Genomic DNA, 14,056 nt, shown 5'->3' on the forward strand with positions numbered 1-14,056 from the left:
AACCGTTTTCTTTTTTTCGTCAAAAGCTTTATATCACTTAAAGGAAAGGCCCATTCTTAAATGAACTCATTTCATTTTATATATAGTAATTTCGATAAAAGATAGTATAATAGAACTATTGAATGGAAACGTTTTATTTTGTCGGGGGAGGAATTGGCTTGAAAGGATCGATCGCCAAACGATTATTTACTGGATTTTTCACCATTTTATTTATTTTGCTTGTAGTAGGAGCGATTGCACTGTATGCGATGCAGCAATTGAACAGCCAATATTCAATTTTAATTAACGAGCGGGTACAGAAAGTGAAAATAATTGATGAATTAGTGATTAAGCAAAAAGACATTGTCATGAGTATGAATAGCTATATAATGCATGGTGAACAGCGTTTTATTGATGAAATGGATCGAAAATATGAGGAATTTGATACGGTTTTCAGTCAATTTAAAGGAATGGCTACGGAGAAGGAATCAACAGCGCAGCTAAATGACATGAGCCATGCGATGCAGATGTATCAAGAATATTCAGATAAGGCAATAGAAGGCTACATTCAGCGCAACCAGGCAGAAGTCAATACGAACTTGTCGATGGCAAATAGCCACTCTGTTATTTTTAGCACAGAGGCAGATAAATTGATTGAGATTCAAGCTGGCCGTATGACAGCAACGCAGGGCGATTTAACTAAGCTTGCAGCGAAGACGACGATGATGATTATCATTTTTATCATTCTTTCACTCGTCCTTGGCACATTGATTGCCTTCGTCGTCAGCCGTAGTATCGCGCGTCCAGTCCGTCTCGCTACAGATGCCATAAAAGCGCTTGCAGGCGGAAATTTAGCCATCGATGATATTCATATTAAAAACAAAGATGAAATGGGTGAAATGGCAAATGCATTAAATCAAATGAAATTAAATTTACGTGCACTTGTCGAAAAAGTAAACGACTCGGCTCTGTCCCTTGCCAGTCAATCAGAACAGCTGTCGGCCACAGCACAACAAAACACGTCCGCTTCACAGAAAGTAGCAGCTCTGTCACACAATAATAGAAAGGAAAGTGAAGTACAGCTCGGGTCCGTCAGCACAATGACTGATTCCATTAGTGAAATTGCATCAGGAATTCAGCAAATTGCAGGCAGCAACGAAGAAATGCTGTATTCATCGGAAATCGCCAGTACTTTCGTATATAAAGGGTCATCTGCGATTCGGGAAGTAGCTGGTCAAATTAACCGTATACATACATCGATGGCTGAAACAACAGCTGTTATGCACCGCCTTGAGCAGCAGTCGGCAGATATTCAACAGATCACGACGTTAATTACATCCATCGCAGATCAAACGAATTTACTTGCCTTAAACGCAGCTATTGAAGCAGCGCGCGCCGGTGAACATGGAAAGGGGTTTGCTGTTGTAGCCGACGAAGTGCGTAAACTAGCGGAACAGTCTAAATCATCGGCTGCTGATATTGCACAGACAGTGAAAAGAATTCAAGAAAACACTTCGGTGGCAACGCAGTCTATTCAAGGAGGCAGCGACGAGATTAACCGGGGTCTTCAGACGTCAGAAACCTCAATCGATGCTTTTTCACGAATCGAACAGGCAGTAAAAGATGTCACGTCAAATGTGCAGACCGTATCAGCGGCCGTTGAGGAAATTCAAGCGATGGCCATTGAGGCAGCAGGTACAGCTGATCATGTCAAAGCAAGTGCGGAAGAAACAGCCTTCAGCGCTCAAAACTCAAGTGAAGCTACTGAACAGCAGCTAGCGGCAAGTGAGCACATTTTAACGAGTGCGCTCTCACTCTCTCATATGGCGGAAAGTTTGCAGACAGAAATGAATAAATTTATTCTTGCATGAAAACGGCTGCTTTGTTCAGCCGTTTTCTTTTTGAATTTAGAAGTACAGGCTTATACTAAAATGTTTTTAAAAACAAAAAAGAGTTGCTCCCAGTCAGTTAATCACTGACTGGAGACAACTTTATTTCACTTTACTTTTTCAAAAAATGTCTCATCGTACGCATCGAGATAAACGTCCGCTTCAATGTCGGCGTTTTGGAACGAAACGGTTTTAAGACCTGCTTCACGAGCGGGGATTAAATCAAGGGAACGATCACCAATCGCCCAATCAAGATCGTATTTTTCGTTCAAATAATGATAGGCAGCCGCATCCGGTTTACGTGGAAATCCATCATCTTCTGGACTGACAATTTCATCAAAGAAGTCAATTAACCCCCATTTTGTCAGCAATTCAATCGTTGATGCTTTCGTCCTATGTGTGACGATGACGTTCACATCAGCTGCCGCCAAAATCTCTTTTATGCCATCAAATGGAGGACTGCCTGCTTCAGATTGCTTATGATCCAGCTCTGTAAAAAGCGGCCGGAAATCTTCTGAAATACGATACTGCTGGAAGGCAAGTTTCGAGTTTCTTTTCAGCCAGCGAAGTGCTTCGTTCCGGTCAGTTGTCTCGCCGTGCGCCGCTTCATGTACCGCGATAAAACTATTGAGAATCGCTGGATATGTATCAAAAATGGTTCCATCTAAATCCCAAAGTAACTTCATATCTCTCAATCTCCTTTATACATCATAACCTCATTGTACACTATTTTCAGACAATAATAACATGGTTGTTTACACAAATAATTCACATAAAAAAGAAGAAATATAAATAAAGCAGAAAAAGAAATACATGAAACTGATTTGTCGGAAAATAATTATTATTTAATGAAAGCGGTTTAGGAAAAAATGAATGCTTGCTATTTACATGAGAACACGATATCTCTATATATAGAGGAAATTGTTCGATCTATACAGGGAGGATACAATGTCTAAAGTAATTGCGATTAACGCAGGAAGTTCATCATTAAAATTTCAGTTGTTTGACATGCCAAAAGAAGAGGTATTAACAAAAGGGTTGGTAGAACGAATCGGTTTATCTGATTCTGTTTTTTCGATGTTAACTCCTGCTGGTTCTACAGATAAAGAAGTAACAAACATTCCGGATCACGCGGTTGCCGTTCAAATGCTGCTAAGTAAATTAGTGTCTAAGGGCATCGTCGCATCTCTTGACGAAATTGACGGCATCGGCCACCGTGTCGTTCATGGTGGAGAAGCATTTAATGATTCCGTGTTAATTGATGAGGCGATACTTGCGCAAATTGAAGAATTATCAGAACTTGCGCCGCTGCACAATCCGGCTAATGTTACGGGTATTCGTGCTTTCCAAAACGTATTGCCAAACATACCGTCGATTGCAGTATTTGATACAGCATTCCATCAAACGATGCCAGAGAAATCCTTTTTATACAGCCTGCCATATGAATATTATACAAAGTACGGCATCCGCAAATATGGTTTCCATGGAACGTCACATAAATACGTAACCGAACGCGCAGCACAGCTGCTTGGCCGTCCGATTGAACATTTGCGTTTAATTTCATGCCACCTTGGCAATGGCGCGAGTATTGCGGCGATCGATGGTGGTAAATCAATCGATACATCGATGGGCTTTACACCGCTTGCGGGCGTACCGATGGGCACACGTTCAGGAAACATTGATCCTGCTTTAATGCCATTCATTATGGAGAAAACGGGGCAAACGGCCGATGAAGTGCTTGATATATTAAACAAAAAAAGCGGCATGCTTGGCATTTCTGGTTTATCGAGCGACTTGCGTGACATTACCAAAGCTGCTGATGAAGGAAATGAACGAGCGGAAATAGCGCTTGAGGTATTCGCAAACAGCATCCATAAATACATTGGTTCTTACGCAGCAAGGATGTCCGGGGTTGATGCGATCATATTCACAGCCGGCATCGGTGAAAATGACATTGCCTCACGTGCCCGTATACTGCGCGGTCTTGAATTCATGGGTGTTTACTGGGATTCCAGCCTCAATAACGTTCGCGGACAGGAAGCGCTTATCAGTTACCCGCATTCACCGGTTAAAGTGATTGTGATTCCAACGAACGAAGAAGTGATGATCGCCCGTGATGTATTACGATTGACAGCGATTTAATGTGGTATATCAACGTTTTTGGGTATTCCTTGTGGAAGTTGCAGATTGGAAAATGGGCTTTTAAATTAAATATTTGGTGAAATAAAACCATAACCTTTATTTCACCCTGAACCCTCTTATGTGTCTGAAATTATCACACTTTAAGGGGGTTTTTTATTTGGTGAAAAAGAAGAGAAAAACGAAGATTCAAGAGTCACTATCCATTGAAAAATATTAAGAAGCAGCAGGAGCAAGTTGATACATTATCCGAAGATGAAATTATGAAGATGTTAAACGTTTTATATAGAACTACGATGTTAGTCTAAAAATGTTTTAGGTGATTAATGATTTATATTTTTCAATCGTTTTTAAAAGGTTCATTCTTAACGTAAATCAGGATATTTGTAGGATGCAAATTAACGATTGGAATTATATTTAGAAAGACTTCATTTATGACAATAATTTAGAATAGTGAAGCGGTGCCGAATATAACATGTTGTAAACAGGGTTAAGGAGGCGGTTTTCATTTGCGTTGGAGCTGTGAGTATTGCAAGCGATAGCGTTAAGTGATCTGTTTTTTCCTATTATGAAAGAACTGTTTTTTATGATTTTCATTACATAGAATAGCTTCGAATATTTACATCACTTTAATGGATGTTTACTTATTTTTAATAGCAGATTAACAGTTTTCCCTTATAGTAAATATTGTCATCATATTAAATTAACTTTCGGAGGTTATGTAGATGTTTAAAAATAAGTCAATAAAAAAGCTTCTTCCAATTTGTGTTCTATCAACACTTGCATTGGGTAGCTGGGTTGGAACAATCCCTAATACAGACGCACAAGCCTCAGAAAAAAATCATGAGAGAGATAATGATAATACGAAAATTAAAAATGTTATTTTCTTAATCGGGGATGGAATGGGTGTATCTTATACTTCAGCCTACCGTTATTTAAAAGATGATCCTTCAACACCTGCAGTTGAAAGAACAGAATTTGATAAGTATCTTGTTGGACAACAGATGACATATCCAGAAGATCCTGCACAAAACGTAACAGATTCTGCTTCTGCCGCAACAGCAATGTCTGCCGGCGTAAAAACATATAATGCGGCCATTGGGGTGGATAACGACAAAACTGAAGTGAAAACCGTATTAGAGACTGCAAAAGAAAAAGGCAAAGCAACAGGTCTTGTCGCTACATCTGAAATTACACACGCAACACCCGCATCATTTGGTGCCCACGATGAAAACCGTAAAAATATGAATGCTATTGCTGATGACTATTATGATGAATTAGTGAATGGCAAACATAAAATTGACGTTCTTCTCGGTGGCGGTTCTTCAAACTTTGTTCGTCCTGACCGTAACCTTACGGAAGAATTCCAAAAATCTGGATTTAGTTATGTAACAAACAAAGAACAACTTTCAAAGGATAAAAACGGACAGGTTCTCGGATTGTTTGCTTCGGGCGGTCTGCCAAAAATGATTGACCGTACAGAAGATATTCCATCTCTTCAAGATATGACATCATCAGCCATTCAACGCTTAAACAAGGATAAAGACGGCTTCTTCTTAATGGTCGAAGGAAGCCAAGTAGACTGGGCAGGACATGATAATGATATTGTTGGTGCAATGAGTGAGATGGAAGACTTTGAAAAAGCGGCTAAGGTTGCACTTGATTTTGCTAAAAAGGACAAGCATACCCTAGTTGTTATAACAGCTGACCATTCAACTGGCGGATACTCTATTGGTGCTGATGGAGTCTATAACTGGTTTGGCCAGCCCATAAAAGCGGCTAAGCGCACACCTGACTTTATGGCAGCAGAAATTGCTAAAGGGGCAGATGTTGAAAAGACGTTAAAAACATATATTGATCAAAATCTATTAGCATTAACAGCACAAGAAATTCAATCTGTTAAAGAGGCAGCGGCGACTAAAAAAGTCACAGATATCGACAATGCCATCGAAACAATTTTTAACAAGCGTTCTCATACGGGCTGGACAACTGGCGGTCACACAGGTGAAGACGTACCTTTATATGCCTACGGACCTTATAAAGAACGATTTGCAGGACAAATTGATAATACAGATAATGCTAAAATTATCTTTGATCTTTTAGGCGAATCAAAAAATAAAAAATAACACACATTAATAAAAAGATCCCGTTGCTCTCTAAAAGCAGCGGGTGCTTTTATTATGCTGAAATTTTAGGGGGATTCCTTTGAAAAGATTGTCTTATATCCTGATTTCTCTATTAGTTCTTACTGGCTGTTCAGCAGCAAATAAAGCTGAGAATCAAGCTACTGAAGATCAAGTGAATATAATTGACCAAACGGAAAAATCGGACCAAACTGTAAAAAAAGATGTATATGTGCCCAACCCGCAAATAACGGACGACATTAATCTTGTGAAAGTTGGAGAAACCGTAATCGATGATAAAGGAGAGCTCATACTAAAATCTTATAAGAACATCAATAAAACGGTTAAGATAGGCGCGGTTGAAATGATCGTAAAAGAAGTAAAAGTGATGCATTTTGTTCCAGATTACAGCATGATTGATTTTTTTCATGCCTATACTCATGAAGAAGAGTTTGACTTTGTTAAAGTGGGCGTAGCAGTTAAAAATACATCTAATGAGGATGTAAAGTTCACACCGGTTGCTTTTGTTAAGACGAGCAGCGGTGAGCACAAAACATGGGAAGAGGACATTTATCTCGAAGAATTGAATGGAGAAATACAAAGAAACGGTGTTAGGAAAGGCAATATGGGCTTTATACTTGAAAACATGGATGACATTAAATCAATTGAGATTCTAACAAGCGATGTTGTTAATAACAAGGACGTAAGTGTCGAAAAAGCGAAAAATATAACAATCGATCTTTAATGGAGAGCCCGTTCGTAAAAGTACACCTTAATAGACTATATAAAAATGAATGATTTAACGTCTATTAATTATATAAAATAAACCTTTATATACTAAGATGTAAAATTATAAAGGCTTCGAGCAGCTATCAAAATATTATATTGCATTAAAAATCCCCCAAACTTTAAAGAGTTTGGGGGATTTTGTGATGGATATATCCTTTATTTAGGAGATGGGAATCTAGCTGCTTCAAAGTGGCTAGAATTAAGCCGAGGAGGCGTAGGATTATCTGGCACGATGATACCATTCACAGATGCTTGGGCAAAGACCTCTACCTGATCTCTGGCATTTAAATTAAGGATAGTAGTAACAGCAAGTATATTTGTGAAATTTGGTAGTGGTCCAAAGAAATCATTATCAACTGCTACATTAATGCCATTTACACGAATACCTAACAAAACGCTATGATTTACATCCGCCGCAGGATCAAACGCAATAGTTGCAATGATGGAATATACTCCATCTTTTCTTGGAACAAATCTGGATGCAATAGGATTATATTCATTCGCTAGATCGAATTGCTGGTTTTCAAATAAAACTTTCATAGGCACGTTTGGGATAAGAGGTTGAGGTATAAATTTAGTGGCTCTAAAAGCTGATGCTCTTACTAGTTTATTTAACTTTCTATCTTTGCAGGGTTCTTTCTTTTTACAATCATGCTTGTGATCATTCATATTATCTCACATCCTTTCATTCTTTTACTTCATATTATTCAGTAAGTGTCATAAGTTCTTGTACACCATTCTCCGTTACTTTGAAAATATTAAATAATTTTCAAAGTAACTAATAAAATTTTGATTTTATTAGTGAAAAGTTAGCAGTTGCAAACGAAATTAACAAAGCAATGGAAATGTAAAAATTGGCGGGTATTATTACCTGACTATCATGGATCTTGATGTCATGACACACTTCGCAAAACTACTAAGAAACATATATAATGATATGGTTGTTTAAAATTACGAAGCAATGAAAAATGAAATGCTAGGATGAGAGGATAGAGATATGAAAGAAATGTTTATTGAGTTCACAAAAAATGGTTCAGTGTATGAGTTATCAATCTTTGAAGACCTTTTGAAAATCACTCAAGATGGGAATGTTATCCATATTCAACTTAGCAACATATATCAACAGCCATTGCTTGATATTGGATTAGAAAATTTAAACTACATCGTAGGCAACCTTAGTGAATACATAGAGTTCTGTGAAACGAATCAAATATACAAAGGTATTGAATTTGATGCTGATGAGTGGGAGAAGCATACAAAGATTTATGCTACGATGCGATATGCTTCTCCAGATGGAAAAATAAACCTCTATAAAAAACAAATTGACAGTGTTCAAGGGAACATGCGAGGTTTTCATGGAGATAGTTTGATTGCAGAAAAATACTATCCATTCGTTTCTAGTAAAGCAACCAAGTGAACCAAGCAAGAGTGTTGTCAAAAAAGAATGGTCTAGGGATGATTTGATTAAGCATCTGAATAGAGACGCAGGAAGAAAAATTTATAATTTGTAAAATGAGACTTTTATTAGGAGGTAGGAGCATTGAGTGATTATAAAATGACAGCAGCGGTAGACATACTTCCACTGGTTAGCGACAAGATGTTTTATATGATTAAAGGCGTAGACTTGGCGAAGAAAGAAGACTTCAATCTGGATGCTGAAAGCATGCGTGAACTTATGCTCGCTCTTAGAAAAAAGATTGAGGCAGAAGGATTAAGCAGTAGCGATGTTCACATCGTAGGCGAATTCAGCGATGACTGTTTAACCGATGATGACAGGATTATTTGGGAAACAGACAATTAACGAACTAGATTCGATAAGAGCGATTTTTTAGAAATAGTCAACTTAAATCTAATAAACAGTTATGGGGGAAAATGATATAAAATTCGGTTATGCGAGGGTTTCAACAATTGCACAGGAACTTACTGTACAGATTGAGGAATTAAATAACAAGCAAGGCAGGATCAATAACATGATTTTGACTGCAAGAAGATTATGTGTAAAGAAAAAGCATCCATTTATGAGAAAAAATAAAACAGTACCTTGCAATAATCAGTACTGAATGATATTATACATGTAATCGGTAATAATTATAGGTCACTACTGTATAATGTATTGTAGTGAGGATAGAGGTGAGAAACGATTGAATGTTCAATTTAAAAAAGGTGTCTTAGAGCTGTGTGTGCTTGTTCTCTTAGATAAGCAGGACCGCTACGGCTACGAATTGGTGCAGAGGATTTCCGACCAGATCGAAATATCTGAAGGCTCTGTCTACCCGCTGTTAAGACGATTAACAAAGGAAGAATACTTCACTACCTATTTGCAGGAATCATCGGAAGGCCCTTCACGCAAGTACTACAAATTAACAGACAAAGGAAGAGAGTATCTTCATGAGCTGATTGCCGAGTGGCATGAATTTACCAGGGGTGTAAATCAATTAATAAAAGAGGGTGAACACATTGAATAAAAAGCAATTTTTGCAGCAGTTAGACGATTCCCTGCAAAAGCTGCCGCACGATGAACGGCGCGATATTTTGCAGGATTATGAAGAGTATTTTACCATCGGGCTTGAAGAAGGAAAAACAGAAGAAGAAATCGCTGTTTCCCTCGGTTCGCCCCGTCAGATCGGGAAAGAGCTGTCCGCTTCTCATCAGGTGGAAAAAGCCCATACAACGGCAACCGCCAGAAATGTCATGCGGGCTGTCTGGGCGGTCATTGGGCTCGGGTTTTTCAACCTTGTTATTGTGCTCGGACCATTTATTGCGCTGGTGGGCGTGCTGGCAGCCGGCTGGGCGGCAGGAGGCGCTTTTGTGGTCTCCCCGCTGCTCGTACTTTTCAGCAATCTAGTCAATTGGGGTACTTTTCAGTGGTTTGATGCCTTCGTTTCCATCGCTCTGTGCGGAATCGGGCTGTTTATCGTCATCGGCATGTTTTTTGCGACAAAAGCAATCACAAAAGGATTTCTCCGTTATTTAAAATTTAACGCATCTCTTGTGAAAGGCGGCCTACGGCATGATTAAAAAAATCTCAATTCTGGCACTGGCTCTGTTGCTCATCGGCGGAGCGGGAAGTGCGTTAACATTCAGCAAGGCAAACACAGCTCTTCTTGTTTCAGAAGAAAAAGAAGTCAGCGCCGTAAATGTGAAGGAGATACAGCTAGAAACCGATAACGCAGCTGTGGAAATCATCCCGGTAAAGGATTCCGCTGCCAAAATAGAGGTAACCGGCAAGCAGAACCCAGACTATACACTCGATTTCGAGGCAGACGTACAAGGAGATACATTGGTAGTCAAACTGGATCAGCAGCAGCGGAAATGGTTCAATTTTAGTTTTATTTTCTCTTCCTTGACGTTAAAGGTCTATCTTCCGGAAAAAACCTATCAGTCCATGCGCGTTGCCAACAATAATGGCCGCGTAGAGCTTGGGCAATTGCTTGTGAAAAAATTGAACGTCCAAACAGACAATGGGCAAATTGACTTGCGGGATATTGTATCGGATGATGTGACGGTCGAAGCAGACAATGGAAAGATTTCAATCGACCATGTAGAGGGAGCGCTGAAAGGCAGAGTCAGCAACGGAAACATCAAGGTGTTAACAAAAGACCTGGACCGACCTATTCAGCTGAAAAACAATAACGGCAGCATCGTTATCCAAACGGAAACGGGACCGACAAATGCACGGTTTGAGGTGCACAAAGACAACGGAGAAATTAATATCCTTGATCAATACAGCGGCAATGCCCAATTTGGCAAAGGCGAAAATTTGATCGAGTTAACAACAAATAACGGAAAAATCGAAGTAACAAAATAATCCGCTAGTTTAGCTATTTCATACAAAGCAGGCAGGAAGTCCATCGCTGCCTGCTTTGTATTGGCTGCAGCCGGCAGTAATCGTTTAAAAAGTGCTGTTTCATCTGCTAGAGTAGTCAATACATGGAATTAGCCGGATTGAATCCCACAGACTATACAGGGATAGTTTAAGAAGCGGATTGGCTACGTCAGCGTCAGAAGAAGGGATGAATGACAGAAGTGTCATAAAGCAGACAGGTCACAAGACACGGCACATGGTTGATCGTTACGTTCAAGAAGGGAACCGATACAAGAATAATGCCAGCAGCATATTGAGAAGTTTATAAAGTAACAATGACACGTCATAATGGCGTGTTTTTTATTTAATAATCCGGAAATAAACTAGACACGTAGATTTAAGGGATATGTACAAAAAACACAGAAGGTAGCTGAGAAGGTGAAAAGGGTAACTATTGAGGAACAATGATTAATGAACATAACTGTTTAGAGGATTATAAATTGAAATAAAAAGAGTACAGCCAATTAAAATTGTTATATGAGAACAGTTTTAATTGGCAGATAATGCAGATTCTAAATTAAATAACTAATTTTTAAGTTGAAAGCCGTAGATAGCATTCGTCAATCTATATTGAATACGTTCAAATGCTTTTGCTTCACGTGATTCAAGTTGATTAGATTCATAATAAGGATGCTCACCAACACTTTGATAGCAATAGTAGTAGTTATTGTACTTTTTAATTATATCGTAAGGTGCTGTTTCATAGTAATCCCAATTTGATGCGGGAATGATATGAATTGAAACAAGGTAAGGTTCAAACCCAAGATGTGTGGTGTTATTGTAATAAAAGTGTGTTGAACGAACGCCATCCTCATTCACCTCATCTTCAAAAATTACTTGCGACTTCATGTAGTTGGGCAATTCAATCTTATAGTTAAAACTATCATTGTAAAAAGTAAACGTTTTAAAGTCATCACTTATAACTTTTGCTAAGAAGACAGAAAACTGAGCACGGGTAAGCGTTGCACTTGGTCTAAATGTGCCATCAGGATAGCCTACAGTGATATTATGTTCTGCAAGAGCGGAAATGTATGGTCGTGCCCAATGACTTGATGATACGTCTTTGAAACTAACATTCTTGGTTGCTTTTAATTTAAAAGCAGATACAATCATCCTAGCCATTAATTCACGTGTCATAGGCTCATTTGGTTTTAAATGAGTACTTTTTGGAAAAATCCCTTCATCCATAATAGCCGCAGCATGTTTATAACCACTATTCATTGTAGATAAATCTTTAAATCCGGGATTTGGTCGGTTTGATAAATCTAAATTTAATGCATTGGCTAGTAAAATCATTGCTTGTATTCGAGTTACAGGTGCCTGTGGACGAAAAGAATCGTCATAAAAGCCATTAATGATTTTTTTGTCCGTTAAGTATGTAATTTCATCTTTTGCCCAATAGGTATTGTCAACATCTTTGAATGCAGCTGAAGCAAAAATAGCACTGGTGAAAAACAAACAACAAGCTATCAGTATACTAAAAAGTTTTTTCATAAAGATTCCTCCATTTTTAAATTAGTTAGACTATTCAAGGACTCCTTTACATTACCAAATTTCTATAATAAAGGATATAATTAAATAGTAAATATTTCAAATAAGAGAATAATTCGTCACAAAGAAAGCAAAATCCGAACATGTCATATTGGCATGTTTTTTCTTTTTCAATGAGCAGCATGATAAAATATAACTAAAAGAATGTGCGAGGGGTAGAAATAACGAGTAATTTTAAATAGATATAATCGAATTTAGATGATTTTTTAATATATTTTATAGAATTGAGGATATAGTATGAATAGTTTTGTTGTTATGCAAGGCCACACATATCAAGAAGAAAAAGAGCAAGGTATTATTTGGTCTCCTCAAAAAGATAAAGGGGGCAATACGCCACATTCGTGGTTGCGCATGACCAATGTGAAGGAAGGCGATAGATTCTTCCATTATGTAAAAGGAAATATCAGTGCAATTAGTGTTGCAGTATCAAACTGTCAAGAAGCAGCTAAGCCAACTGCCATACAAAATTTCGAGCAATGGGGAGAAAATGGCTATTTAGCGCAGCTTCAATATCATGAATTAGAAGTACCTTTAAACATACGTACGAATTTTGATGCATTGCTGCCACTTCTACCGCTTAAATATTCACCATTTCAACAAGATGGTAATGGTAATCAAGGTTACTTATACCCATGTAATGAAGAGCTAGCGATTAAATTATTAGAGCTTATTAGTGATCTTAATATTTATGAAGTAGAGGTAGAGCAGCTTGAATTAGCGATTGGCACAGTCCGTCGAACAGAGCGTAATACGATTGTACCGATAATTGCTGAAACAGAAGCGGAAGCGAAGGCAAAAATTCGTATAGGTCAGCAAAAGTTCAAACGTGAATTATTGCCTTTATGGGATCATAAATGTGCACTTTGTGGAATTGAACTACCTGCGTTATTACGAGCAAGTCATTCAAAGCCCTGGAAAGATAGTACCGATGTAGAGCGAGTAGATCCGTTTAACGGTGTGCTTTTATGTTGCAATCACGATGCATTATATGATAAAGGCTATATCGCATTTGATGGACAAGGACGACTGCATATTTCATCTCAAATACCAGAAATGGATTATGTCAAATATAATATTCGTCCAAAAATGAAGATTGCTCGATATGAAGAAAATAAGCCGTATTTTAAATGGCATAAAAGGGATATTTTTCAATATTAAAATCCTACAATAAAGGCATAGAGTATGACTTACTTTGGTGGCTATAAGGAACATTTCTTTTAAAAAAGCTGTCAAAGCTTTTTCAGTTACCACAACCAAGGTGATATTCATGAGGACTGCATGAACATTATTTTAAACGACCTCGTGGAGCTGATGAATCCCCGCTATATTGAAGTATGAGGAAAATTCACACCGCGTGGCGGCATATCCATTGACTCGTATACGAATTACGGACGTTCAGGGACGAAGTATGAGGAGATGGCGGATTACCGAATGATGAACCATGATCTGTATCCAGAGACGATTGATAACCGGTAACGGGGCATGGTCACCTGAAAAAAAAGTTAACTAGTAAAAACTAGTTAACTTTATAATACGAAGGCACTTGTTAGTTCAATAAGAAGACAAGTGTCACACTCTTCAAATAGCTAAAATAGCTTTTGAATATTTTTAAAACAAGAAGTCATTCCAATTAAAGAAGTTGCTTCTATTACTGTGTCGTCGGTTACGGGAAGTTCGACGTTTTCTACTAGTGCGTCGTTGGTTACGAGAAGTTCGACGTT

The 14,056-nt window shown here is 38.3% G+C and carries 13 protein-coding genes and 1 pseudogene; 11 read left to right on the top strand and 3 right to left on the bottom strand.

Going from position 1 to position 14,056, the window contains the following annotated elements; all coding sequences use genetic code 11:
* Positions 1-158 precede the first annotated feature (158 nt).
* Complete coding sequence (locus AWH49_RS09765) at positions 159-1,850, top strand: methyl-accepting chemotaxis protein (RefSeq protein WP_063965537.1); 1,692 nt, start codon at positions 159-161, stop codon at positions 1,848-1,850.
* 125 nt (positions 1,851-1,975) lie between these two features.
* On the opposite strand, the gene AWH49_RS09770 is transcribed toward AWH49_RS09765, so the two are convergent.
* The gene (locus AWH49_RS09770) at positions 1,976-2,554 is read right to left on the bottom strand and encodes an HAD hydrolase-like protein (RefSeq protein ID WP_018393486.1); all 579 of its coding nucleotides are present in this window, start codon (positions 2,552-2,554) and stop codon (positions 1,976-1,978) included.
* Between the two features lie 262 nt (positions 2,555-2,816).
* On the opposite strand from AWH49_RS09770, the gene AWH49_RS09775 reads away from it, so the two are divergent.
* The 3 genes from AWH49_RS09775 (at position 2,817) to AWH49_RS09785 (ending at position 6,875) form a co-directional block, all read left to right on the top strand.
* On the top strand, positions 2,817-4,010 hold the full coding sequence (locus AWH49_RS09775) for an acetate kinase (protein WP_063965538.1): 1,194 nt from the start codon (positions 2,817-2,819) through the stop codon (positions 4,008-4,010).
* 722 nt (positions 4,011-4,732) lie between these two features.
* On the top strand, positions 4,733-6,133 hold the full coding sequence (locus AWH49_RS09780; protein ID WP_063965539.1) for an alkaline phosphatase: 1,401 nt from the start codon (positions 4,733-4,735) through the stop codon (positions 6,131-6,133).
* A 79-nt stretch (positions 6,134-6,212) separates the two neighbouring features.
* On the top strand, positions 6,213-6,875 hold the full coding sequence (locus AWH49_RS09785; RefSeq protein ID WP_063965540.1) for a DUF4352 domain-containing protein: 663 nt from the start codon (positions 6,213-6,215) through the stop codon (positions 6,873-6,875).
* 200 nt (positions 6,876-7,075) lie between these two features.
* Here the strand turns inward: AWH49_RS09785 and AWH49_RS09790 are convergent, their stop codons facing one another.
* Positions 7,076-7,588, bottom strand: a complete 513-nt coding sequence (locus AWH49_RS09790) for a hypothetical protein (protein WP_063965541.1) — start codon at positions 7,586-7,588, stop codon at positions 7,076-7,078.
* Between the two features lie 328 nt (positions 7,589-7,916).
* Here AWH49_RS09790 and AWH49_RS09795 point away from each other — a divergent pair, with 328 nt between their 5' ends.
* The 5 genes from AWH49_RS09795 to AWH49_RS09815 all read left to right on the top strand — a co-directional run bounded on the left by AWH49_RS09795 (position 7,917) and on the right by AWH49_RS09815 (position 10,727).
* Positions 7,917-8,336, top strand: a complete 420-nt coding sequence (locus tag AWH49_RS09795) for a hypothetical protein (RefSeq protein WP_063965542.1) — start codon at positions 7,917-7,919, stop codon at positions 8,334-8,336.
* 123 nt (positions 8,337-8,459) lie between these two features.
* Positions 8,460-8,720, top strand: coding sequence for a hypothetical protein (locus tag AWH49_RS09800; RefSeq protein ID WP_063965543.1), 261 nt, complete (start codon positions 8,460-8,462; stop codon positions 8,718-8,720).
* Positions 8,721-9,060: 340 nt separating this feature from the next.
* A complete protein-coding gene (locus AWH49_RS09805; RefSeq protein WP_063965544.1) occupies positions 9,061-9,384 on the top strand; it encodes a PadR family transcriptional regulator in 324 nt (107 codons plus the stop codon).
* Complete coding sequence (locus AWH49_RS09810) at positions 9,377-9,937, top strand: HAAS signaling domain-containing protein (protein ID WP_063965545.1); 561 nt, start codon at positions 9,377-9,379, stop codon at positions 9,935-9,937. Before AWH49_RS09805 ends, AWH49_RS09810 begins: the two co-directional genes overlap by 8 nt.
* Positions 9,930-10,727 (top strand): DUF4097 family beta strand repeat-containing protein, encoded by a 798-nt coding sequence (locus tag AWH49_RS09815; RefSeq protein ID WP_063965546.1) that lies wholly within the window; start codon positions 9,930-9,932, stop codon positions 10,725-10,727. Before AWH49_RS09810 ends, AWH49_RS09815 begins: the two co-directional genes overlap by 8 nt.
* Positions 10,728-11,309: 582 nt before the next feature.
* On the opposite strand, the gene AWH49_RS09820 is transcribed toward AWH49_RS09815, so the two are convergent.
* A complete protein-coding gene (locus AWH49_RS09820; protein WP_063965547.1) occupies positions 11,310-12,278 on the bottom strand; it encodes an S-layer homology domain-containing protein in 969 nt (322 codons plus the stop codon).
* Positions 12,279-12,572: 294 nt separating this feature from the next.
* Here AWH49_RS09820 and AWH49_RS09825 point away from each other — a divergent pair, with 294 nt between their 5' ends.
* Together AWH49_RS09825 and AWH49_RS19700 are read left to right on the top strand one after the other, a co-directional pair.
* Complete coding sequence (locus tag AWH49_RS09825) at positions 12,573-13,493, top strand: HNH endonuclease (protein ID WP_063965548.1); 921 nt, start codon at positions 12,573-12,575, stop codon at positions 13,491-13,493.
* 81 nt (positions 13,494-13,574) lie between these two features.
* Positions 13,575-13,811: pseudogene (locus AWH49_RS19700) on the top strand (tunnelling fold family protein); the annotation flags it as partial.
* Between the last annotated feature and the right edge of the window lie 245 nt (positions 13,812-14,056).

The organism is Domibacillus aminovorans, from assembly GCF_001643235.1.
GTDB classification, from domain to species: domain Bacteria; phylum Bacillota; class Bacilli; order Bacillales; family Domibacillaceae; genus Domibacillus; species Domibacillus aminovorans.